General features: G+C 43.8%; 19 protein-coding genes. 10 read left to right on the forward strand and 9 right to left on the reverse strand.

Going from position 1 to position 23,867, the window contains the following annotated elements; all coding sequences use genetic code 11:
- Nucleotides 1-7 precede the first annotated feature (7 nt).
- The gene (locus J7I42_RS24735) at nucleotides 8-1,495 is read right to left on the reverse strand and encodes a toll/interleukin-1 receptor domain-containing protein (protein WP_209141564.1); all 1,488 of its coding nucleotides are present in this window, start codon (nucleotides 1,493-1,495) and stop codon (nucleotides 8-10) included.
- A 220-nt stretch (nucleotides 1,496-1,715) separates the two neighbouring features.
- On the opposite strand from J7I42_RS24735, the gene J7I42_RS24740 reads away from it, so the two are divergent.
- Nucleotides 1,716-2,591 carry a class I SAM-dependent methyltransferase gene (locus J7I42_RS24740; RefSeq protein WP_209141565.1) on the forward strand — a complete coding sequence of 292 codons (876 nt, stop codon included), beginning with the start codon at nucleotides 1,716-1,718 and terminating at the stop codon, nucleotides 2,589-2,591.
- A gap of 226 nt (nucleotides 2,592-2,817) precedes the next feature.
- A complete protein-coding gene (gene ppsA / locus J7I42_RS24745; protein ID WP_209141566.1) occupies nucleotides 2,818-5,412 on the forward strand; it encodes a phosphoenolpyruvate synthase in 2,595 nt (864 codons plus the stop codon).
- Between the two features lie 161 nt (nucleotides 5,413-5,573).
- Here the strand turns inward: ppsA and J7I42_RS24750 are convergent, their stop codons facing one another.
- Nucleotides 5,574-5,975 (reverse strand): hypothetical protein, encoded by a 402-nt coding sequence (locus J7I42_RS24750; protein ID WP_209141567.1) that lies wholly within the window; start codon nucleotides 5,973-5,975, stop codon nucleotides 5,574-5,576.
- 246 nt (nucleotides 5,976-6,221) lie between these two features.
- Between J7I42_RS24750 and J7I42_RS24755 the strand changes: the two genes are divergently transcribed.
- Nucleotides 6,222-6,659 (forward strand): CBS domain-containing protein, encoded by a 438-nt coding sequence (locus J7I42_RS24755; protein WP_209141568.1) that lies wholly within the window; start codon nucleotides 6,222-6,224, stop codon nucleotides 6,657-6,659.
- A 240-nt stretch (nucleotides 6,660-6,899) separates the two neighbouring features.
- On the opposite strand, the gene J7I42_RS24760 is transcribed toward J7I42_RS24755, so the two are convergent.
- The 3 genes from J7I42_RS24760 to J7I42_RS24770 are packed head-to-tail and all read right to left on the reverse strand — an operon-like array spanning nucleotide 6,900 to nucleotide 9,015.
- Complete coding sequence (locus tag J7I42_RS24760; protein WP_209141569.1) at nucleotides 6,900-7,673, reverse strand: hypothetical protein; 774 nt, start codon at nucleotides 7,671-7,673, stop codon at nucleotides 6,900-6,902.
- Nucleotides 7,674-7,678: 5 nt separating this feature from the next.
- Nucleotides 7,679-8,479, reverse strand: a complete 801-nt coding sequence (locus J7I42_RS24765) for a HEAT repeat domain-containing protein (RefSeq protein WP_209141570.1) — start codon at nucleotides 8,477-8,479, stop codon at nucleotides 7,679-7,681.
- Nucleotides 8,476-9,015 (reverse strand): RNA polymerase sigma factor, encoded by a 540-nt coding sequence (locus tag J7I42_RS24770; protein WP_209141571.1) that lies wholly within the window; start codon nucleotides 9,013-9,015, stop codon nucleotides 8,476-8,478. Before J7I42_RS24770 ends, J7I42_RS24765 begins: the two co-directional genes overlap by 4 nt.
- Before the next feature lie 501 nt (nucleotides 9,016-9,516).
- On the opposite strand from J7I42_RS24770, the gene J7I42_RS24775 reads away from it, so the two are divergent.
- Nucleotides 9,517-10,761: an IPT/TIG domain-containing protein gene (locus J7I42_RS24775; RefSeq protein ID WP_209141572.1), complete on the forward strand. Its 1,245-nt coding sequence runs from the start codon at nucleotides 9,517-9,519 to the stop codon at nucleotides 10,759-10,761.
- Between the two features lie 63 nt (nucleotides 10,762-10,824).
- Here the strand turns inward: J7I42_RS24775 and J7I42_RS24780 are convergent, their stop codons facing one another.
- Both J7I42_RS24780 and J7I42_RS24785 read right to left on the reverse strand, forming a co-directional pair.
- Complete coding sequence (locus tag J7I42_RS24780) at nucleotides 10,825-12,945, reverse strand: endonuclease MutS2 (RefSeq protein ID WP_209141573.1); 2,121 nt, start codon at nucleotides 12,943-12,945, stop codon at nucleotides 10,825-10,827.
- Nucleotides 12,946-13,030: 85 nt separating this feature from the next.
- Nucleotides 13,031-13,492 carry a hypothetical protein gene (locus J7I42_RS24785; RefSeq protein WP_209141574.1) on the reverse strand — a complete coding sequence of 154 codons (462 nt, stop codon included), beginning with the start codon at nucleotides 13,490-13,492 and terminating at the stop codon, nucleotides 13,031-13,033.
- 191 nt (nucleotides 13,493-13,683) lie between these two features.
- On the opposite strand from J7I42_RS24785, the gene J7I42_RS24790 reads away from it, so the two are divergent.
- From J7I42_RS24790 to J7I42_RS24800, 3 genes are all read left to right on the forward strand, one after another.
- A complete protein-coding gene (locus J7I42_RS24790) occupies nucleotides 13,684-14,553 on the forward strand; it encodes a hypothetical protein (protein ID WP_209141575.1) in 870 nt (289 codons plus the stop codon).
- Nucleotides 14,554-14,720: 167 nt separating this feature from the next.
- The gene (gene msrA, locus J7I42_RS24795; protein ID WP_317196261.1) at nucleotides 14,721-15,404 is read left to right on the forward strand and encodes a peptide-methionine (S)-S-oxide reductase MsrA; all 684 of its coding nucleotides are present in this window, start codon (nucleotides 14,721-14,723) and stop codon (nucleotides 15,402-15,404) included.
- A 188-nt stretch (nucleotides 15,405-15,592) separates the two neighbouring features.
- Nucleotides 15,593-15,973, forward strand: a complete 381-nt coding sequence (locus J7I42_RS24800) for a hypothetical protein (RefSeq protein WP_209141576.1) — start codon at nucleotides 15,593-15,595, stop codon at nucleotides 15,971-15,973.
- A gap of 180 nt (nucleotides 15,974-16,153) precedes the next feature.
- On the opposite strand, the gene J7I42_RS24805 is transcribed toward J7I42_RS24800, so the two are convergent.
- Nucleotides 16,154-17,782 (reverse strand): ABC transporter substrate-binding protein, encoded by a 1,629-nt coding sequence (locus tag J7I42_RS24805; RefSeq protein WP_209141577.1) that lies wholly within the window; start codon nucleotides 17,780-17,782, stop codon nucleotides 16,154-16,156.
- 15 nt (nucleotides 17,783-17,797) lie between these two features.
- On the opposite strand from J7I42_RS24805, the gene J7I42_RS24810 reads away from it, so the two are divergent.
- From J7I42_RS24810 to J7I42_RS24820, 3 genes are all read left to right on the forward strand, one after another.
- Nucleotides 17,798-19,483 carry a M1 family metallopeptidase gene (locus tag J7I42_RS24810; RefSeq protein WP_209141578.1) on the forward strand — a complete coding sequence of 562 codons (1,686 nt, stop codon included), beginning with the start codon at nucleotides 17,798-17,800 and terminating at the stop codon, nucleotides 19,481-19,483.
- A gap of 91 nt (nucleotides 19,484-19,574) precedes the next feature.
- A complete protein-coding gene (locus J7I42_RS24815; protein ID WP_209141579.1) occupies nucleotides 19,575-21,074 on the forward strand; it encodes a lipopolysaccharide biosynthesis protein in 1,500 nt (499 codons plus the stop codon).
- Between the two features lie 851 nt (nucleotides 21,075-21,925).
- Complete coding sequence (locus J7I42_RS24820) at nucleotides 21,926-22,366, forward strand: sensor histidine kinase (protein WP_209141580.1); 441 nt, start codon at nucleotides 21,926-21,928, stop codon at nucleotides 22,364-22,366.
- A gap of 371 nt (nucleotides 22,367-22,737) precedes the next feature.
- On the opposite strand, the gene J7I42_RS24825 is transcribed toward J7I42_RS24820, so the two are convergent.
- The gene (locus J7I42_RS24825) at nucleotides 22,738-23,424 is read right to left on the reverse strand and encodes a C40 family peptidase (RefSeq protein ID WP_209141581.1); all 687 of its coding nucleotides are present in this window, start codon (nucleotides 23,422-23,424) and stop codon (nucleotides 22,738-22,740) included.
- Nucleotides 23,425-23,867: the final 443 nt, after the last annotated feature.

Raw genomic sequence — 23,867 nt, forward strand, 5'->3', positions numbered from 1 at the left:
TTGACAATTATTTAGAAACACGACATGAAAACAATTTCCTTTTCAATTTCAAGATAAAACTCTTATCAAGAGTATAGTCTGGCCCCGATGCACCTGTTTTCCCGATCAGGGTCTCTCCGTCATTTATTATAAGGTCTTTGGTTTTATCGGAAAAAAGTTTGTTTTGGAGCGTATAGCCATTATACCCTTCAATGACCACTTTAAAAATTGCATCCGGTGTTTTATTTTCACAAGCGTAGTTCCATTCCTTTATGTAGTATTTAGGAATATCTTCTTTGTTGTTGATATTATTAGACACGAGCGGGAGAAAAATACAGGCAGCGTCAATGCCGTTTTGTATTTCCGGGTCCAATTCATCGCCGTTATTTAATATTTCATCAAACCAGGTTTCAATAAAATTATCTGTAAGCTGTTTATATATGCTCACCGCTGCTTCAATATCCTGGCGGTTATAACTGATAAAAACCTTGTTATTAAAATACCTGTTCTCCACGCAATTCCTTCTTTTCAATTCCATAAACAATTTCCCAATAAAATCATCCGGCTGTACCTGGAATTTTCGTATTCCATAGTTGCCAAGAAAAAAAGCCTTACTATATTCATCAGGAAATTGTTCAATAATATAATTCTTCTCCAGATCGTTTCTTTTATCCATCTTGGTGCCCACACAAAACCGCAAAAAGAAACGAAGGATCCAGTCAGGAAAATCACAGCCTACAAATAAAAGCACGGCATCCTTTAAGGCGTTCTTTAAATTTGAAAACTTCTTACCCTCATCTGAGATCATTTTAACCAGCAATTCCATGTATTGAACATCAGTCAGGACATACTCCCCCTCCGCAACATCATGTGTTCCCAACAAATTATAAATAGTAGGTCTTTTGAAATTTTCGGTAGAAAAATCTCCGGAAGTATTATCGTATTCAATATCCTGCAGGATGCGCGGGTGGTAATTTACTATGTCATAATTTTTCTTACCAGGGGTCTTTTCCACTTTAAAATCGCTTACTGCCGCTTCCAGTGAATTGAAGATGGTGGCATTGATATAAAATTGAAAATTCTTGATCCGGGCCAATTGTTGAAAACACTCAGGAACCAGGTTGAAATTAGTTCTTAGCTCCACTATCTTTTTACTAAATGCAATACAAAATGACCTTCGTTTTTTCTCATCCAGTTTGTGATATACCCCATTTATCAGGTCGTAAGTATTATTAATGGTCCTTGTCTGTCTAACCTCATCACATAAGGGTTTATTATATGATTCTATCACCAGCAATAATAAATCATTGTATTCACTATCAACTGAGTAATTAAACAGATCGAACCCGATGATAGGCACTACCTGATTTGTTTGGATCAGATTACACAGATCACTAAATGCCTCTCGTTCTTTTTCCTTCTCACGTTCTTTTGCCTGTTCACTTTCTTTTGACTGTTCTGTTACCTGTTCTAAAGTGCCGGCCTCCTGCTGGGAAAATGAATTTGATTGTTCCATTTTAAAGAATTTTAAAATGATTAATTTAATTACCATTTTTCCCTCTCATTACCTGAGATCCAGATCCATTATTTCCGTTCTCAGTTTACAATAATTCTATGAACAACAGGTGGGTGTTTTCACCCTTATCGGCCAGCTTTGACGAATTCAGGCAAACCTCTTCCTTGGATTTTTGGGCAGCTTAGGCAACCTGCGCTAACTACGCCTCGTACCGGGTGATATGATGGATTGTCCTGTTTGTTCCGCCAACACCATTAAAACAAAATACGCTTTAAAAAATGGGCACTCGGTGCTGCTGTGCAAACAATGCAGTACAGAATTCCTGTTTCCGCAACTGACCGACGAAGCATTACAACAACTGTATGCTGAAAGCTATTACGCCGCATGGGGATTAAAAGGTAATACCGACAATGATGCTACCCGCCAAATGAAGCTGGCTACATTTGAGTTATACCTCAAACTGCTCAAACGCCTGGGAAAACAGGGCCGGTTGCTGGACGTAGGTTGTGCCACCGGATATCTGCTGGAAGCCGCCAGGTTTTGCGGCTGGGCCCCTTATGGAGTTGAATATGCGGCATGGTCTGCCGCTATTGCGCAACAGAAGTTTGGTCACCAGGCCATTTTTAACGGCACCCTGGAACAATGCATTTTCGAGGAAAACTTTTTCGACGTCATCGTGATGTCAGATCTAATAGAACATGTGCGGAGCCCGCAGGAAACTTTGCAAAAAGCAAGAAGGTTACTAAAAGACGATGGCCTGCTGCTGATCGTAACACCAGATACTGCAGCCTTGTCTCACCACCTTATGGGCAAACGCTGGACACACTACAAACTGGAACATTTCTTTTATTTTAACCGCCGCTCCTTTCAACACCTTGCCAAAAAAAGCGGATGGGAAATAATGCACTATGAAAAAGCAGCCAAAGCGCTGAACCTCGGTTATTTCCATACCCAGTTCAATGTCTATCCTCATTGGCTGCTAACGCCTATGGCCAATACACTCCATGCCCTGCTGCCACAAAAGGCAGAAAGGCGCAATTTTTATCTTTCTATTGGAGAAATGGTGCTGATACTGAAGAAGAAGGAGACAATGTAGGGGGAGACGGCCCGCCTACGCGGCTGTGAAGCTTCCGCCTACGCTAAAGCTTCGGCGGACAAGTCGGCGCGGGAAACGGCACACGTTATTACAATGGTCCCGTTTGCTTTTATAACAACAAATCCACGTCATTGTTTACGCTAAAAAAGATATACTGACAGCCTCGGAAAAGGAATAGTATTTGTGCACCTTCGCGATAATTTGTATCACGAAAAGCAGTAAACCTATGCACACTTACGTACTTCCTTTTCAGCACATTGACAGGACCAGGTTGATGACCGCAGGTGGCAAGGGCGCTAATCTGGGCGAGCTGGCCACTATCGATGGCATACAGGTACCCGATGGTTTTTGCATCACCACCGAAGCCTATAAAAAAATAACCGAAGACAATCAGCCATTACACAACCTGTTGAATGAGCTATCAGGTATAAAGGCAGCTGAGCGGGTACGCATCAGCGAAGTAAGTGCCAGCATCCGGATGGTCATAGAAAACTCCCCTATCCCGAATGACCTCGAAAAAGAGATCACTGATCCTATTAATGAAAAGGAGGCGTATGCTGTACGTTCCAGCGCCACGGCAGAAGACCTGCCCACGGCTTCCTTTGCCGGGCAGCAGGATACCTATTTAAACGTTATTGGCCGGGAAGCCATACTGCAACACATCCGCAAATGCTGGGCCTCCCTGTTCACAGAACGGGCAGTAACCTATCGGATTCAAAACGGCTTCGACCATCGTAAAGTACAACTGGCTGTGGTTGTTCAAAAGATGGTCTTCCCACACGCAGCTGGCATTCTGTTTACGGCCGATCCCATCTCTGGTAACCGAAAGGTGGTATCTATCGATGCCAGTTTTGGTCTGGGTGAGGCGCTGGTGGCTGGTCTAGTGAATGCCGACAATTATAAAGTACGTAATGGCCTGGTGATAGAAAAAAAGATACCCGCCAAAAAACTGGCTATTCATGCCTTACCTGGTGGTGGTACAAAAGAGGAAGCAATAGAGGCCGCACTGCAGCATAAACAAACACTGACAGACGAACAGCTCCTTCAACTGGAGCGGATAGCCAGAAAAATAGAAGCGCATTTCGGTTCCCCACAAGACATTGAATGGTGTTTGGCGGGTGATACTTTTTATATTGTGCAGAGCCGGCCGATCACCACCCTGTTCCCTATCCCGGTAGCAAATGATATAGATAACCATGTGTATGTATCGGTTGGCCATCAACAAATGATGACCGATGCCATGAAACCATTTGGCCTTTCTTTCTGGAACCTGACAACCCCGCGGCCGATGGCTATTGCAGGCAACAGGTTGTTTGTTGATGTTACGGCCCTGCTGGCTTCGCCTGCCTCCAGGGAAACGATCTTAAACACCTTTGGACAATCAGACCCGCTTTTAAAAGACGCGCTGGTCTCTTTGCTGGAGCGGAATGATTTTATAACCCTGTTACCAGCAAACGATTCCGGCACACCACCCCATGCTATTACAACGGTGGGGTATCGTACCAAAGTAAATAACGATCCGGCCATTGTGGATGACCTGATCAAGGGTTTTGAGACATCGATAGCAGCGTTGCAACAAACCATTCAAACAAAGACCGGGACCGAGCTGTTTGATTTTATCATTGAAGATATTCAGCAGTCACAAAAAGAGCGGACCGGTTCACAAAGTCTGAACGTGATCCTCGCCGCTATGGATGCCTCCTTCTGGCTCAATGAAAAAATGCAGGAATGGCTGGGTGAAAAAAATGTGGCTGATACCATCTCCCAATCGGTGTCCAACAACGTTACCTCAGAAATGGGGCTGGCACTTTTGGATGTCGCTGACGTGATCCGCCCTTACCCGGAAGTCATTGCGTTCTTACAACAGGTAAAAAACGATAACTTCCTTGATGAACTGGATCAGTTCAAGGGTGGCCGTGAAACCCGCGAGGCTATCCATGCATATCTCAATAAATACGGTATGCGTTGTGCAGGTGAAATTGATATTACCAGAACGCGGTGGAGCGAAAAACCCATCACGCTGGTGCCGCTGATCCTTACCAATATCAACAACCAGGCACCGGGTGCCAGTAAACGAAAGTTTGAACAGGGACTACAGGAAGCATTATCAAAAGAAAAGGGGTTATTGGAACGACTGAAGGAACAGCCGGATGGGGAGCAGAAAGCGGCGGAAACAAAACAGATGATCAGCCTCATCCGGAATTTCGTGGGGTACCGTGAATATCCCAAGTACAGCATTGTCAGCCGCTACTTTGTTTACAAACAGGCTTTATTAAAAGAAGCAGAAAAACTCGTTTCCGCCCATGTGCTGCATGAAAAAGAAGCTGTTTACTACCTCAGCTTTGAAGAATTCCGCGAATTGGTGCGTACCCATACACTCGATCAGACGATCATTGATCAACGAAAAAACGATTACCGGTCAGCCAAAAAATTAATCCCCCCGCGGGTGATCACCTCCGATGGTGAAATGCTTACAGGCCAATATAAACGCAACGATCTTCCAACCGGCGCCATTGTGGGCCTGGCCGTTTCATCCGGTATCATAGAAGGCCGCGCTCGCGTCATTACAGACCTGTCAGCAGCCGATCTTTCCGCTGGCGACATCTTGATCACCACGTTTACAGACCCCAGCTGGACACCCTTATTTGTCTCTATAAAAGGCCTGGTCACCGAAGTAGGTGGATTAATGACACACGGGGCCGTTATTGCCCGGGAATATGGTTTACCTGCAGTGGTGGGAGTGGAAAATGCGACCCGGCTGATCAAAGATGGACAGCGGATACGGGTAAATGGTACGGAGGGGTATATAGAAATTCTTTGAAGTAGGATGTAAGAATTAAGAAGAGCCTGATAAATCAGGCTCTCTAATTAATTTCGACAATATCTCCTATTTCTAACATCTTACTTCGTACTTCCTACTTCCGACTTCGTAAACCTATATTCCAATAGAAACTAATATTAAAAAATGTATCAAACAGGCACTTATTGCACCTCAATTACAGCCCGCCGGATAGTGGCAGGATATTCGCCCAACCGGCCATGGCGCGAGGAGTCGACAGTACCGCGGATCAAAACGGTTCGATTGCTCATACTGTCACAATAGATCATTGATTTGGAACGCTTATCCTCCACCCAGATCCGGCCTGTCCAGTCGTACAGTTTATTGTCAGAAAAAGATTGTAATTCAGGTTGAACAGAAGTGTATTCAGCACCACAAACGTAATAGCCCCGGATCTCTATTTTTTTATTCTGATAATTGCCAATTGAATCCAGTAAATGCTCCAGGGGAACTTTAGCATACTCACTTTGTAGATTTTTAGCATGGCTACAGGCTTGTAAAATAAAAAGTATTGGAATTAATACTTTGGATATTAAGGATTTCATGATTATAGGGTACGATTAAATTTCCGCTAGTATACGGCTTTTTTGGCAGGTATGCAATCGGGTCAATTCAGGGTCAGCCATTTACCGGTAACGTGATCGGCCTCATATAATAAATTCAAATGTTTGACCACCGTCAGGGTTTTAAGGATGGTTCCCGTTTTTCTCATAAAATGCCCGCCAGGCCTTGTTTTTCCATCGCTTTTTATGTAATTTACTTTAAATGATTGCTCACCAAAACAATGCCGTATGAATAAAAAAGTGGCCGATGTTCTGCTTCGTAAAGGAAGCACTATTACTACCGTATCTCCTGATACAACTGTACTGGAAGCGCTCCATATCATGGCCGATCAAAATATCGGTTCCGTGATGGTTTTGCAAGATGGCCACTACCTGGGCATTGTTACAGAACGTGATTACTCGCGCAAGGTTGTTCTCAATGGGAAATCTTCTACCGACACAAAAGTATCGGAGATCATGTCTTCCGATCTGCCGCGTGTTACTGCACACGATTCTGTTGACTATTGCATGCAGTTAATGTCCGACAGAAACATCCGTTACCTGCCTGTTTTCGTTGACAACCAGGTAACCGGTATCATTTCCATCAATGATGTGGTAAAAGAAACGATCCTGTCACAACAGGAAACTATCACCCAGTTAAAAGACTACCTGCATTCCAGCTTATAAGGCAGATGCACCTAATTAAAAAGCTCCTTTGGTTGTACCAGAGGAGCTTTTTTTTGTGAGTTGTGAGTTGTAAGTTGTCAGTTGTAAGTTGACCTGTAAGGTTCGTCATTGAATGTTGAATTATCAGGGAGATGGATCGAACCTGACAGGTCCGATTACTTCGAAGCAAATGACCTGTCAGGTCTGTTTTACCCACGAGATCGTCAAGTTGTCGAGACAGACCTTACAGGTCATCATCTTTTATTTTGTTTTTCGCAGATATACTTTCCCATATTCCGAAGAAACCTTAAAATCCTGTCCCCCACCGTTTAACTTTCCGGTTACCAGGTTACCATAGAAGTATACACTATCATCTTTGCTTTTCTCCACTTCTATTTTAAAGTCAGGAGATGTCATAATGTAACTATGCTCACTTTTGAGTTTAAGATTCGCTTTTGTATCAACCGGGATAGCCACATCAACCGTTGCAAATACGGCGGCAATGGAAATCGGCCCTTTTACCTGCCTGTTAAAGATAGCCTCAACAGCTCCATAGAGGGAGCGTACAACGACAGGACCTGTTACATTTTCCAATTGTACGGGATTATATTCCACATCTATCTCAATTTCATTTTCTACATTCCGGCAAATGATCTTTTCGGTTTGTGTGATCTTACGATTGACAAAAGAAAGTATCAGGCCTTTTGGCACTAATATTTTAATGCCTGAGTCGGGTACAACCTGGTTTACTTCCACTACACTTCCCTTGTCCAGCACACTGATGCCCAAACCCGTATTATCGCGGTTGCCAAACTCGTTAATGGCCTGAAGCCCTTCTTCCCGGGGATCAACTACTTTGGACGATTTTGGCTTAAGGGAACTGAAAATGATCTCATTCCCGTTATACCCCTCGATCACTACATTGGAAAGGTTAATGATCATTTTACCACCCGATTTGCCCAGTTTGTATTCCTGTGCCTGTGCCGTCATCAATGACAGTGCACTAATAAAAACAATAATTAAATTCTTCATCATATTTTTTAATTGTTTATTCCTGGCCGAAGTTGCAACATACCCGAGTAGGCTACATCCTTTACCGCCTTGTTTGTATTGTCATCCTTTACCATTTCTTCCAGCTGAGAAAGAATGTCCGACTCGCGCATGCGCGTTAGCAAATTGATCAGATTGATCTGCACCAGTGGATCATGTTGTTGTTTTAAGGACGCCACCAGTTTTTTTCTCACATACGCTTCCCGATAGAATCGGGTAAGCCCGTCCAATGCAGCCAGGCGTACATTGGTATTGGGATCCTTATTCAATATTTCCACCAGGGCATCGATGATCGTATTGGCCTTCCTTTTCAGTTTCGATGTGGCCGAGATGGCATTGATCCTGCTGGCTGCCGACGCTGTATTGTTTAATCCCGCCAGCAGTACGGTCTGTTTACCATTTACTTTATTTACCAACGCTTTTTTGCGTTGTGCGAGGTTTTCATCTACTATAGCAATGGCCGAAGGTTCAACCGGGTCCCTTATTACTGATGCCGGTTCCGGTTCTTTTTCCGATTGTGGCAATGCTGGCTTTTCGGGTGTTTGCCTTTGTACCACCTCCTTTACTGCCGGTCCTTTTTTGAAATACCACAGCCCCAGACCGCAAGCGGTAACTAGCAGGCAGGCTGCCGCCCATTTCAAAAGCCGGAAAGAGACCACAATGCCGGTGGGCACATTGCTTTTCTTTGTCTCCATTTCCTGCAGTATACGGCTCAGGATGGCAGCATCCGGCTTTTTCCGGTCTAACTGGTCCAGGTTATTGCGGAGATAATTTTCCAATTCATTACTCATACAACCTTTTTTTGAGTGAGTATGCCTAATAATTTTTGTTTGGCGCGGTGATACTGGGTCCTTACGGTAGCATGTTCCAGTCCAAGCATTTGAGCAATTTCTGCCTGTGGTATATTTTCTACCGCGAATAAATTGAATACGGTGCGGTAATTATCCGGCAATAAATCAATGGCCGCCGCAATGGTCTCCATCGTAAATTGAAGGGCGGTTTCGTCTGTAAGTTCTTTGTCTGACAAATGGACCAAATGCGGGTCCAGCTCCACAAAACTTATTTTCCGCTTTCTGATCCAGTCAATGGATTTATTAATGGCAATTCTTTTAACCCAGGCCCTAAAGGCACCGTCCGGGGCAAAATCAGCTATGCCCTGAAAAGCAGCAACAAAACTTTCCTGTAAAATATCTTCTGCTTCTGCCGTATGCTTAACCAGTCGTACAATAGAATTGTATACCGCCAGGGCATGCTGGTTGTACAGCTCGGTATAAGCTGCCGGATCACCATGTTTACACATGGCTATTAATGCTTCCTGTTTACTCATTGTGAGAATTCCAAAAATCTTGTTACTTCCCCGCCCTGTTATCTAATCGTAACAACCCGACGAATGTTACAGGCAGGGCAAACTTTATTTATTTTTTCTACGGCGCTGCCTGGCAGTTTGCAGAACCAGAGAGGTCCGCGAACCCGACAGGTCTTACCTGACACCCCGCTGAGGCGGGCGCCATAATTATTAAATATATAGAAACTCTCTAACACTAACGGGAATACTGGCATTGACGACATCGCCCTTGTTTTTGCAGCGGAGCAGTAAATGGGGGAGCTATTGGGGGAACTCGAAATTGCAGGTGGGAGAAGCCCATCTGGGGATGAAAAAAAACAGGCTGTTTAAAAAGTAAATTTTAGGGAGACCTTAACTACGTAATCGTTTTCGCATGTATGAAATGTTTAGATATGTTTTTACATTTGCGACCTAAAATTTACCAAAGGAATCAAACAGACCCGCTGATTTCTTTGGTTATCAACGAATAACAATCCCGTTACTATGAAACAAAAGCTATTTTTGCTCTTTGCGCTTTTTTCTATGTCCCTGCTCTTTTCCTGTAGTAAATCCGATAGTGGTGATACCCCAAAGGATGAAACCATTGCTTTTTATGCTATAAGCCAAAAGTTGTATAACGGTACCGTCGTTACCCTTACTGGGTACAATTTTGGTACCGATACGTCACAGGTTAAACTTACGTTAGATGGTAAGAAAATGATTATTACAGCCATGACAAACACAAGCCTGACCTTCACTATTCCACAAGATTTCTTACCGTCCGGTCAAAAAGACTGTACATTGGAAATTTCAAGGGGGATAGCCTATATTGGCACGCAGAGTCAGGTGATGGTTTACTATTTGGAACCACATGGCTGGTTTTATCCCACCACCTTAACCAAATATTCGAGTACAAACAGCCAGACTTTTACTGATCTTATTTTTCCAACAGATTCAATTGGTTATGCAATCAGGTACCGGGAGCTTTATATGACAGCCGATGGCGGTATAAGCTGGCGAAGAGATGGCAGTGACGTTGGCGTTGGCAAGGCTGTTGCTTCCTCAGATGGTAAAAATGTATGGATAGAATTTATTGGCTCGGTGGGCATATCTGCTGATGCTGGTGCCAACTGGAAGATAGGAGCAAATGGAAGTTCATTCAACTCGCAGATTGTCGGTTTGTATACAACCGGTGCGGCCAATGGGTTGTCGGCGTTAATAAAGGGACAATTGTACGATATCAATGGTAGTTTTACAGGGGCTGCGGTGAAATATCAAAGCTCCTTTTATAACGGTTCTGATAATTTGTGGCAAAAAATGTCCGTTATTGATAAAAATAATTTGATCATAGCCGGTAATTCTAAAAACGTAGTTTTAGAAAAAGCAGGAGCATTTAGTGAAGTAGATATCTCTTCGGTTTCCAGCTCTGCCACTGTAAAAGCGTTGCAGCTGGTTGATCCCAATACTGCTTTCCTGGTAAATGGTAACAATGAGCTGATAAAATATGCTGGCAATACCTGGACCAAATTAACCCAGCCAGCCTATGCGGTATATTTTACCAATACCACCACTGGTTACATTGGTTATAATAACAAGATCCTAAAAACCACTGATGGCGGCGCCAGCTGGAAAGAGGAATTCACCTTGAATGCAGCGGATAAAGTAGATGTCCTTTGTGCAAGGAATGGAAAAGTATGGGCGTTTGGTAACAACGATGCAGCCGGTTTTGTGTTGAAATATAACCCATAAGCATATTATATAAACGAAAATAAAGAGGCCGTCTCAAGCAATTTTTGAGCCGGCCTCTTTTATTTAATGTCCTTCTTCATTCTCTTTCTCGGTCACTACTACAAGGTCATCCACGGAGACAGTAATAGGCATTAGTCCTAATTGCACCACAGCCTTCTTACCACGTAATTCCTTTACTTCACCTACCTGGTGGTTCTTTTTCATCAGTACCTTATCACCGATCTGTATTTCACCGCCTACCTCATCATATTTGGAGTTGATCTTTTTCTTCACTTTCTCAGTTACCTGTTTCTGATGCTGTTTGAACAAGAGGGCATGCATTTGTTTTATCAGGTCTTTCTTGTCGTCCTGCGCTTCCGCTTTCTTCCAGTCGAATACCAGTTGCTTCAGTTTGCGTTCCATATCCTTTAGGAAAGCGATACGGTCTTCGGTGATGCGGTTCTGGTGTTTCAATACCTCTACCTGTTGCTCGTGCCGCTCCTTATTGATCACCTGCTGCATTTCCTTGTGCAGCTTTTCATTTTCCCTGATCATCCTCGACAGTTCCTTTTCCTTTTTCTCAATCTCCCGCTGGTCCTGCTCGGCGCGGTTCAGCAGTTTATCGAGTCGGAAATGATCTTCATCAACAAGGCTGCGTGCCCGTTGTATCAGGCGTTTATCGAGCCCAATGCGTTCTGCAATGGAGAATGTATACGAGCTACCGGGTTTACCTACCGTCAATTTATACAACGGCATCAGGGTCTTTTCATCAAAGGCCATAGCCCCGTTTATGATGCCGGGCGTTTTGTTTGCCATTACCTTCAGGTTCAGGTAGTGGGTAGTAACAATACCCATGGAATGTTTATGTCCCAGTTCTTCCATGATCACTTCAGCAAAGGCGCCACCCAGGTTGGGGTCACTACCGCTACCCAACTCATCTATAAAGAACAGCGTTTTACCATTGGCATTCTCAATAAAATGCTTCATGTGTAACAGGTGCGAGCTATAGGTACTTAACTCAAACTCTATGCTTTGTGTATCCCCAATATGGATCATGATCTGTTTGAAGATCCCGAACACCGAATTGGGATGTGCGGGTACCAGCAATCCACTTTGGATCATTAGCTGGGACAACCCTACCGTTTTCATGGTAACTGTTTTACCCCCCGCATTTGGTCCTGAGATAACCAGGATGCGTCTTTTTTCATCGAGGGTAACATCAACCGGGACGGTAGGCTTCTTCGATTTTTGATGATACAGAATTAACAGGGGGTGATAGGCCTGTATTAACTGTACATGTGCTTTATCCTGCAGCATGGGGAAGTTACCATTCATATCCAGCGCCAGCTTTGCTTTAGCCTGAATAAAATCGTATTCTCCCAAAACCTGGTGCCAGGTTTTCAGCAAGGGTGCATACATCGCCAGTTTGGCGGTAAGTTGTTGCAGAATGCGATATACTTCGCGTCGTTCTTCATTTTCCAGGGCGAAGATGTCATTGTTCAGTTCAATGGTCTCTTCCGGTTCAATGTAAGAAGTACGACGGGTATCGCTTTCACCATGCAGGATACCTTTAACCTGGCGTTTTTGTTCAGCCACAATGGCCACTACACGCCGGCCATTCAGGAACGCTTCATCAATATCTGCTGTGTAACCTGCCTTGCTTAGTTTTTGCACGATCTTATCGAACAGGCGGCGCAACTCGGTACGGCGCCGGTAGAGGCTGCTGCGAATGCGGGCCAGTTCTTCCGATGCATTGTCTTTCACCTCGCCATTTTCGAGCAACACATCATCTATCAGTTCCATGATCACCTTTTCATAATAGGTGTCACCAATCACTTTTACCAGTGCCGGGTAAGCCAGCTTGCGGTCTGCATCGAACCAGCGGAAAATGCTCGAAATGCTTTCGGCCAGTTTGCGTATTTGCATAAACTGTTCACCGGTAAGCATAGCGCCGCTAATGCCCAGTAATCGTAATTCTTTGGCCAGGTTCAGCACGTAATCGTTAGGGAAATACATGCTGTGCTCTATCAGTAATTTGTATTCGTGGCTTTGTTGTAACTCCAGCTCAATAAACTCTTTGCGGGTATGAATGCGCAGGTCCTGCGATTTGCTTTTGGCATACTCCGTTTTACAATGCTCTTCCAGCAGTGCCTTAACTTTATCAAACTCCAGTTGCGATAACGCCGATTCAGGAAAAAACTTCATATAATAACTCTTCTCGAACCGGCAAAGGTACTATAGTTTTTTGGTTGTGGGTAATGTACAGGTGTAATATCTGGGCACAGATGGGCTACAAAGCACTGGTGGCGGGCTTTTTTACAATTTGACCAATGAAATATATCAGAAAAATCACCTGTACGATCAAAAAACACCAGCCTGACAGGATCCTTAATTGATTTCTGAACATCAATGCATCCAGGTCAGATGTGGTATAATTACCGGCAGCAGAACCACCACTAACCATCCCTAAACCAAGCAAGGTGCAGAGCAATAAAAGGGTAATGGTTATATAGATAAAAGCAAATTTTTTATTGATCACCTGGTGCCGGCGACGGATACGTTTTAAAAGAAAAATAATAAGCAGCAGCCACGAAGCAGCAGGGAAAGCTACCTGCCAATTGGGAATGATATAATACGTATCATCCCAATGTAAGTCAGTAGACATAGCACCATACTTCGAGGCACTGAAAAACAACAAAATAAGCACCGGCCAGAATAGGAGATTCTCGATCTTTTTCATGTTAAAATCCATATAGCAGGCATTATAAATGCCGGTTCAGAAAGAATTTCAGAAGCAATAACGCTTCATAGCACCGAAAAGGTATTCAACCGCGCCCTCATTTCAACATATTCATTTAAAACGCCATGTAAATTTTACCCGGTTACCCTTTTTAAACTTTCCATTTAATAACCCGTCTGAGCTACAAATCAATTGCACAATAAATGAAGCCACTTTTATCCGGCCTGCTTATCCTTTTAGCATCAGGCACTTTGAAAGCACAAACCCATCATAATTCCGATTCAACCGGTTTACCCGGCGATAATTTCAGTTTACAGGGAGCCCTCGACCTGTTTAAAAAAGCAGGTTCGCCCGAAGAATTTGAAAAACTGCTCAATTCTGAAGACAGCAAAGTAAACAACCTCGACCTTAACGAAGACGGCAACACCGATTATATAAGAGTGACCAGCAAACGCGAAAATGATGTACAGATCTTTGTGCTGCAGGCACTGGTATCGGAAACAGAAAGTCAGGATATTGCCGTGATCGAGCTGGAAAAAACCGGTACAGACAATGCCGTGGTTGATATAGTGGGTGATGAGGATATTTATGGCGAAGAAACCATTGTGGAACCTGAAGAAGGCGGTGAGGCGTTTACAGAAACGGCTAGCTCTCTGGCTGGCGGCCCCAATACGGAAAGCGCCAACCTGTTCTCCCCCACCGGTATGGTTGTTAACGTTTGGGCCTGGCCATGTGTTCGATTTGTATATGCCCCCGCTTACGCCGTATGGGTATCCCCCTTTACCTGGCGTACGCACCCAGGTTGGTACCATCCCTGGCATCCGGTGGCCTGGCGGGTTTATCGCCCCATGCGGTACCGCTATCGCGCACATTATACAGTAGTTACCACCCGCCGGGTGGTGGTGGCCCCACGCATTTACAAGCCAACACGCGTTACCTCCGTTACCGTAACCAACCGGCATAGCACCGCAGTGAACAATTACCGGGTTACCCGTAAAACCACTACCGTTCAGGGCGCACATGGCAGAAAATACAGCAGAACTACTACAACCGTAAGACGTAGAAGAAGATAGTTTTGAATATCCATAGGTTAGTTACACTGCATCCGTCAGCTGGCGGGTGCAGTTTTTTTATTATACCCGTCGTCTAATCCTATATTACATTCAATTTTTACTTTTGTAATTCCTTAACATCTGCCACAGCACACCCGGCGTATATAGAGGTGTTTAAAAACAATACAATGATATATCTGTTAAAACAACATGGAATGAAGGTTTTCCTGACAGGAGTGCTGGTAACTATAGTCACTTTGATCTCCTGCGCTCAAAAACAAAACGCAAAAAAGAATATAAGTAAGGATATGACAACAACTACAAATACTGTAAACACGGCCACCGATACCGCCACCTTTGGTACCGGTTGCTTTTGGTGTACGGAAGCTATCTTTGAGCAATTAGATGGTGTAATTAAATCTACTTCGGGGTACAGCGGCGGAAAGGTTGCCAACCCTACCTATAAGGAAGTATGCACCGGTAATACCGGCCATGCTGAAGTAATACAGGTGGTGTATGATCCTAAAAAGATCACTTATGATGAATTGCTGGAGGTTTTCTGGAAAACCCACGACCCTACCACACTCAACAGACAGGGTGCCGATGTAGGTACGCAATACCGTAGTGTGATCTTTTATCACAACAACGAACAAAAAGAAAAAGCCGAAAAATACAAGGCTGAATTGGATAAAAGCGGGGCCTTTGACAACCCGATCGTAACGGAGATCTCTCCTTACACCCAATTCTATGCCGCTGAAAACTATCACCAGGATTATTACAACCAGAATGGCGATCAGCCCTACTGTAGTATTGTGATCAGACCTAAAGTGGAGAAGTTTCAGAAGGTGTTTAAGAGTAAGCTGAAACACTAATAAATGCCAGACCTGTAAGAGCTTGTCCCGCTTTGTGGGATGCATCATTTGAACTTGCATAAAATGAATGATGACTTGCACCTTACAGGTCTTCATACACGCAAGGCTCGTCAGAAATGGCGAGCCTTGCGTTTAGAGACGTGTCAACTGATCAACTGGTCAACTCTTATAACCCTTATCTTTGATCCATGTCTGATACCCCTTTCCATCTGCCGTGGCTTCTTTGTTTAGTTCTACTATTGGCAGCCTGCAATCCATTTGACCCAAACGAAGAACCGGATTATAATAAACGCATAATTGTAAAATCAATTTCCCTGACGAAAGACAAGGTTGTAGAATGGTATCACTTTAGTTTAATTACAGGTTATTCGCCTGATTTTATTGAGGTAAAAAGCGGTGGGCAGCACAGGTTATTAGGCAAAACGCATAACCTGAGTGATATTCAGTCAAGGGGGGATACGTTATTGATACTGGTTCAAAAAAATGATTTTTTATATTTAGATACGGCTGGTTTTCCTGACCTGAAAGTGTCATTGGAAAACGGCCGAAGCCCCTATTTATACAAATAGTCTGAATTCACAAGTATGATAAAATCAATCTCGTTCAGATTTCATTTTTGTTTATTCAGTAATGATGCGTTTAATGTAGAAAGAATAACTGATATATTAAAAATAGAACCAACAAAGAAATGGGTTAAAGATAAATTGAGCGACAAACCCCTTTACAGAAATGCGAGCGGATCTGATCAACTACCGCTCGATCCTCGTCCGCCTCAACTCCAGCAAATTCAATCCATCGGGATGAAAGCCATGTACATTCAGATGCACCAGTCTGATCACCTCATCATAAAACAACGGCACAACCGGGGCATCATCGATCACCAGTTGGTCCATTTGCTGGTACAGTTTATAACGCAGGCTATCGTTCTCAGTTACCATCGCCTGGTCGTACAGTGCATCAAACTTTGGATTGTTATAACGGGTATAATTAGGCGGTGCGGGGTTACCGCCATAAAATACGCTCAGGTAATTTTCTGCTTCGGGAAAATCGGCTATCCAGCTGCCACGAAAGAACAGGGCCTGTGATTTGGCTGTTTGTTCCAACAACAGACTTTTAGGGATCACTTCCACCTGTAACCTAATACCCACTTCTTCCAGCTGTCGGGCTATAAAACTGGCAATATCGGCGTAAATGGGAATTGTCAACAGCTTTATTACCGGCAAGCCTTCCCCATCGGGAAAACCCGCCGACCTCAATAACTCCCGTGCCTTGGCCGGGTTATACGAATATCCTTTCACCACACTGCTATCGAATGAAGGCAAACCCGCCGGAATGAACCCGCTTTCCGCAGGCATCCCTTTCGAATTGTACATGTACATGAGCATCTTACGCCGGTCGAAGGCATAATTGATGGCCTGCCGAACGGCCTTCAACCGTAAGGGGGAATTGCTCACCAGCGGATTGTTTTTATCCGTTAAAAAGCCCAGGTATTCCGTATTCAGAAAAGAATGTTTGGAAAGGATGATCTTTCCCTGCCAGTCTTTCCGCAACTGGCCTTTTTTGGTAAGGATCTCATCTTTGAACGAAGGATCGATATCGTTTATAAAATCCAGTTTGCCTTGCTGAAATAACAGGAACTCGGTGGCCTTGCTGTCGAACAAGGTGATCTTGATGCCATCGAGGTAGGGCAAGGGCATGCCTGCACTATCATGTTCAAAATAATTCTCATTTTTTTGCAGGATCATGGCCTGCCCTTCTTCCCAGGCTTTGAATTTAAACGGGCCGGTGCCACAGGGATGGCTGCGAAAATCGGCCCCGTATTTTGTGACCACTTCCCGGGGTACTACCGAGCAATATTGCATGCTTAATAAACCCAATATGGGCGCAAAAGGGCTTTTTAAAGTTAATTGAAAGGTAGAGTCATTCAGGGCTTTAAAACCACTTTTACCTGCCACCCGGTCATTAAAGATCCAGGCGCCGCTGCTGGCCGTAGCGGGCTCTATAATGCGGCTAAAACTGTATTCAACATCAAAAGCTGTTAGTTTACGGCCCTTGCCCTGCGGAAATGCATCGTTGTCATGAAAGAAAACAGCCGGGCGTAAATGAAAGGTATAAACCTTCCGGTCAGCCGATACATCCCAGCGATAGGCCAGTGATGGCACGATCTGCAGGGATTCATTGGTCTCCACCAGCGTATTATACAGCTGATGCACCACCCAGATGATCGATTGGTTTTTGGCGAAAGCAGGGTCAAGGGTGGCAATACCAGTGGTTTCATTATAGTGAAAGACCTGTTTATTACCGCTTGTACGACTACCGCATGAATTAACCAAAAACACGCCCAAAAAGACAACAAAAAATATAACTTTATCTTTCATATACTATCATCTACTATGAAAATAGGTACTTTTTCATTTCTTCTACTTAATTTATCATTGCTCGTTATAGCGTCTTCCTGCGCCGCACAACCGCTGGGCGACAAAAAGCAGTTTACCCGGCAGGACACCTTACGCGGCACCATTACCCCTGAAAGGGCCTGGTGGAACGTATTACGGTACGATATACAGGTTACACCCGACTACCTGGGAAAAACCATCCAGGGCAGGAACCGGATCACCATCCAGGTCTTAAAGCCCGGGAACAAATTACAGCTCGACCTGCAGGAACCAATGGTCATAGATAGTATTTTTTTAATTGCACAAACCGGCAGTGATGGTGGTAAAACCAATCTTACCTTTCAGCGGGACGGCAATGCCTGGTTTGTGACCATGCCTGCACTGACGGCCAATGCAACTCCGGCACTGGAAGTAAATTATCATGGGAAGCCCCGGGAAGCCATTCGTCCACCATGGGATGGCGGTTGGATCTGGACCAAAGACAAACAAGGCCGCCCCTGGATGAGTGTGGCCTGTCAGGGTCTGGGTGCCAGCGTATGGTATCCCTGTAAAGACCATCAGAGCGATGAACCCGATAATGGCGCCAGCTTAAGCATTACCGTGCCCGATACGCTGGTAGCGGTGGGAAATGGCCGCCTGCAGGGAAAAACAACCAATAACAATGGCACTGCCACCTATACCTGGGAGGTAAAAAACCCCATCAATAATTACAATATCATTCCCTACATCGGAAAATATGTTACCTGGCATGAGGACTTTGCCGGTGAAAAAGGTAAACTCGATTGCGACTACTGGGTGCTCGATTACGACCTGGAAAAAGCCAAAAAACAATTTACCCAGGCGCCCAAAATGCTGAAATGTTTTGAATATTGGTTTGGTCCCTACCCTTTTTATGAAGATGGCTATAAACTGGTAGAAGCCCCGCACCTGGGGATGGAACACCAAAGCGCCGTAGCCTATGGCAACAAATTTGAGAACGGGTACCTGGGCCGCGATCTTTCCGGCACCGGCTGGGGTCTCAAATGGGATTTCATTATTGTACACGAGAGTGGCCACGAATGGTTTGCCAACAACATTACCAGCAATGACATTGCCGATATGTGGGTGCATGAAGGCTTTACCAATTATTCCGAGACCATTTTCACTACCTGCGAATATGGCGTAGAGGCCGGTAATGAATATTGCATAGGCTCCCGCGTGGGCATCAGGAACGACATTCCTATTATTGGCCCCTATGGCGTAAACCAGGAAGGCAGTGGCGATATGTATCCCAAGGCAGGGAACATGCTGCATACCATCCGGCAGATCATCAATAACGATTCTATTTTCCGCAACATCTTACGCGGCCTCAATAAGACCTATTACCACAAAACAGTGACCTCAAAAGAGGTGGAAGCCTATATCAGCCGCCAGGCAAATCTTGATTTTTCAAAGGTGTTTGATCAATATCTTCGCACCACTCAAATTCCGTTGCTGGAATATGCCATCAAAGGCAAGGACCTTAAATTCAGGTTCACCAATTGCATCAAGGGATTTGGGATACCGGTAAAAATAAAATTCGGTAAAGAGGAGAAATGGATCCGCGCCAATGAAGAATGGACCATTATTTCCGGCACTACCAATTCCGGCGCCTTTACAGTTGACAAGAACTTTTATATCGAGGTGAAAAAAGTTAACTGGTAAAGAAGGCGGCAGGTGAAAGCCTAACAGCTTATGGCTTGCAGTTTGTAGCTTGCAGCTAACTAAAATTTATAGCGAAACAAGAAAATTTATAATGAGCATACGGCGGCAAAGTATTATTTCTTCTTTATTGGTTTATGTAGGGCTGGCGTTGGGTTTGTTGAATACCTACCTGTATGCAAAAGGTTTCTCCGAAGCACAATATGGACTAATAGGAGCTTTTCAGGCCTTTGCCACCGTCATGTTCTCTTTTTCGAACGTAGGGATCACCTATTACATTTATAAGTTCTATCCCTATTACAAAGACAACCTGCCGCCTGATAAAAACGACATGATCACCCTGGCATTGCTCACCAGTCTGGTGAGTTTTAGCTTTGTCGTGATCAGCGGTTTGGTATTTAAAGACTTTGTGATCCTGAAATATTCGGCGCACTCACCTGAAGTGATCCATTATTATTACTGGCTGTTCCCATTTGGCTTTGGCCTTTCCATCTATTCCATTTTGGAAGCCTTTGCCTGGCAGTTGCGTAAATCGGTGTTCACCAATTTCATTAAGGAAATATTATGGCGGCTGTTCGCTACCATTCTCATTGTGCTGTTATTTTTAAAAGTCATTCGTGACTTTGACCTGTTCATTAAAATATATGCCTTTACTTATATTGGGATTGCAGCAACACTAATGGGGTACCTCGTTGTAACCCGGCAGCTCCATTTTACTTTTTCCATAAGCCGGGTAACAAAAAAATTCTATAAGAAAATTGTCAGTATCGGCCTGTTTATCTGGACAAGCTTTATGGTAGTTAACATCTCATCGGTGTTCGATACGCTGGTAATTGCCGCTGTTGTAAAAAATGGAATGAAGTTCGTGGGCATTTATACCCTCGCGCAAAATATGTCGAGCCTGGTGTTTGCACCACAACGGGCCATTAGCTCAGCGGCGCTGGCGCCATTATCCCAGGCCTGGAAAGACAAAGACCTGGGCCGTATCAATCGCATTTACCAACGCAGCAGCATTAACCAATTGATATTTGGCATAGCCATTTTTCTTTTGATATGGATCAACTTTACCGACGGGGTGCTCACCTTTCATTTAAAACAGGGTTATCTCGATGCCCGCATCGTTTTCCTGTTCATTGGTCTTACAAAAGTGATTGATATGGGCACCGGGCTAAACTCCCAGATCATAGGTACCAGCAGTTACTGGAAAGTAGAAACTATCAGCGGCGTGATCTTATTATTGCTTACACTGCCCCTGAATTATTTATTGACCCTGCAATTACAAGAATTAGGACCTGCTATTGCTAATCTTTTTGCAATCATCGTATACAATGCCATCCGGTACTTTTTTCTGTTAAAGAAATTCAAACTACAACCGTTTACGCCGCAAACATTATACTCTCTTCTTTTAGGTACAGCCTGTTACGCCATTTGCTTTTTACTTTTTAATGCGCAGCAGGGTTTTGGCTGGATCGTTCTACGCAGCTCTGTATTCGTTCTATTATATGCAACAGGCGTGTTGTATTTCAAACTTTCCCCAGATGTATTACCAGTTTGGGATACTGTTAAGAAGCGCTTAATGCTAAAAAAAGGGTAGCTTTTAGTATTGCTTTAACATTTTAGCCAGCATTAATTGTCAAAAAAACATCGAGTAGTATCCCCCACAGAACGAATAACATAAAGTTAATGTAACCGTTTGCATTAATTACACACCCATTTTTACATAAAAACCCCTAGTGGTGATTCATGCTTTATTTTATTTCCAATGATATTCGCACAAACGATGATGCATTCGCCCGTTTTGCGTCGTTATTTTGACATAGCAAATAACAATACGGGAGTTCTTGGTCAAGTATCTGATGAAAAGTAGCCAGTCCCTAAGAAAGCAGTTGATCCGAACAAAAAAAGTCAGTACCTAAGAAAGCAAATGATTCGTAGCTCAAAAGATCAAGTACCTAAGAAAGCAATTGATTCGTAGTTCAAAACATTCAGTCCCTAAGAAAGAAATTGATCCGGAGCTCAAAAGATCCAGTACCTAAGAAAGCAATTGATTCGTAGTTCAAAACATTCAGTCCCTAAGAAAGTAGTTGATCCGTAGCTCAAAAGATCCAGTACCTAAGAAAGCAATTGATTCGTAGTTAAAACATTCAGTCCCTAGAAAGTAATTGATCCGTAGCCTAAAAAAACAGTCGGTCCTTGAGAAAGCAGTTGATTCGTAGCAGAGCATTCAATCAGTCCCTAAGAAAGTATTGATCCGTAGCCTAAAAAATATCAGTGTACCTAAGAAAACGGTTTCGTAAAGTAGTCAGTCCCTAAGAAAGCAATTGGTTCGTAGCATAAAATCATTAAGTCCCTAAGAAAGTTTTTGATTCGTAGCATTAGTATCCGTTTTTAGTTCGTATCCCTTTGATTCTCTTTTAACGTTTTGCTTACATCAAATTATTTGTTATGAATAGCTTGTCAATTTCACAAACACCGGCACCAGTTTACACCCAAACGAGTACATCAACAGCCGTACCCTTACACAAATTAGTAGACCAGCTTATGAACAGTTTTGTTCCGCTGGCAGCAACCCAACGCAGTTTTATCATTAACAATGTAGAGGAAAACTTTCAGCTCAATGCCGATGAGCAGGTGCTTGCATTTATTGTAGGCAACCTCATCAACAATGCAATTGCCAGTTCAAATGGCGCATGTATTCGGGTTGAAGCAGTTAAGAAACCTCAGGGTGTGCAGATCATAGTGCGGAACAACGGTTCTAATTTTTATAGCACGGTGGCTCATGGGTTTTCCCAGGTTGTAGCAGCAGCCCGCAGCGTTGGTGGAAGCATCAACATTTACAATCAGGCACATGAAGGAACAGTGATCACTTTATCTATGGCGGCCTAGAATACAGCTACCCCTTTCACGCCGCCAGCCGAAAGGCAAAAAAGAAAGATATTTTGTAGGTATAAATAACAAATAGCAAGGTTAAGCATATAGAGAATCCAATATCCTTATGTTAAACCTTGCTAACTCCTGAATATTGAGTTGTGAGTTGTGAGTTGTGAGTGGGCTCGCGACATTTGGGAATACTTTAGTATCTTACATTCCCCAATTTTGACTTCAGACTTCAGACTTCAGACTTCAGACTTCAGACTTCAGACTTCAGACTTCAGACTTCAGACTTCAGACTTCAGACTTCAGACTTCAGACTTCAGACTTCAGACTTCAGACTTCAGACTTAAAGTGGTAAAAAGCAATAAATCAGAAACGGGCAACTATTTAACTACCCTTCCCCCGCTTACAAACCTCGCTTTATAATAATCCTCATCTAAATCACTGATTATTACCCCATTGCTGGTAGCAGCATGGATAAATTTATTATTGCACAGGTAAACGCCTACATGGGTAATACCACCTCTGGCGCCCCTGGTCTTAAAGAACACCAGATCGCCCTGGGATAATTTCTTCTTTTTTAGATGGGTGCTATTATTGTACATCTCAGCAGAATTGCGCGTGAGGTTCACATCGTAGTATGATGCCATAAATGCCTTTGTAAATCCGCTGCAATCCACTCCATCCCGGGTATCGCCGCCATATTTATACCTGGTACCATACCAGCTGTCGATCAGCTCTAATAATTTGTTATCGTTGATCATTTCAACCGGAATATCCAGTAAAATGGCATATTTGAACTGTAAAGGCGCACTAAGCTCAATACCAATCACTTTACGATTTTTCAACTCGGCGATCCGGTTCTCTTCCTCCGGTGTTAATGCGGCCAGCTTGGTGGTAGGACTGGCAACCTTTCTGGTTTTGCTGGTAGTAGTGCTTTTGGTGGTTTTGGAAGTTTCCTTCTTTTTGGATTTGCCATCCTGAAATACCTTATTGAGGCCAAAGGGATGACGCGCTGATGCCGTTTCAGCAAGCAGTAGGGTGGATATAACAATGATCAGATACTTCACAGGCGGAGATTTTATTGCTATAATAGTACCTATCCAATTTGTCAGGCCCGAACATGTTATAGCAAGGCCCAAAAATAGCAAATACATTGCCAGTATGGCATTAAAATTCGGAAAGAATTCCACAGCGGCCGCCGAAGCTTTAGCGAAGGCGCAAGCGGGTACCTTGCCGCCGGAACTTTAATCTTCTTTGCCTTCTGCCTTGCTCGCCGAAGCTTTTAGCGAAGGCGAGCCCTCCTAATTAACTTATTCAGGCCGTGTGGATATAAATTCCTTCCATTCACCTTTGAATAAAGAACTTTATACCACAATTTCGTGTTTTTATTAGGCACGGTTGCTCATTGGTAATGAGTATCTTAAGTATAAGAAAGTGGGGACTTCCGGCAATATTGGGCCGAAGTAAGCAATAAGAGGTACGAAATAAGAAAAACGAAGTCGGAAGGTTA

Source organism: Niastella soli (assembly GCF_017742245.1).
Classification (GTDB): Bacteria; Bacteroidota; Bacteroidia; order Chitinophagales; family Chitinophagaceae; genus Niastella; species Niastella soli.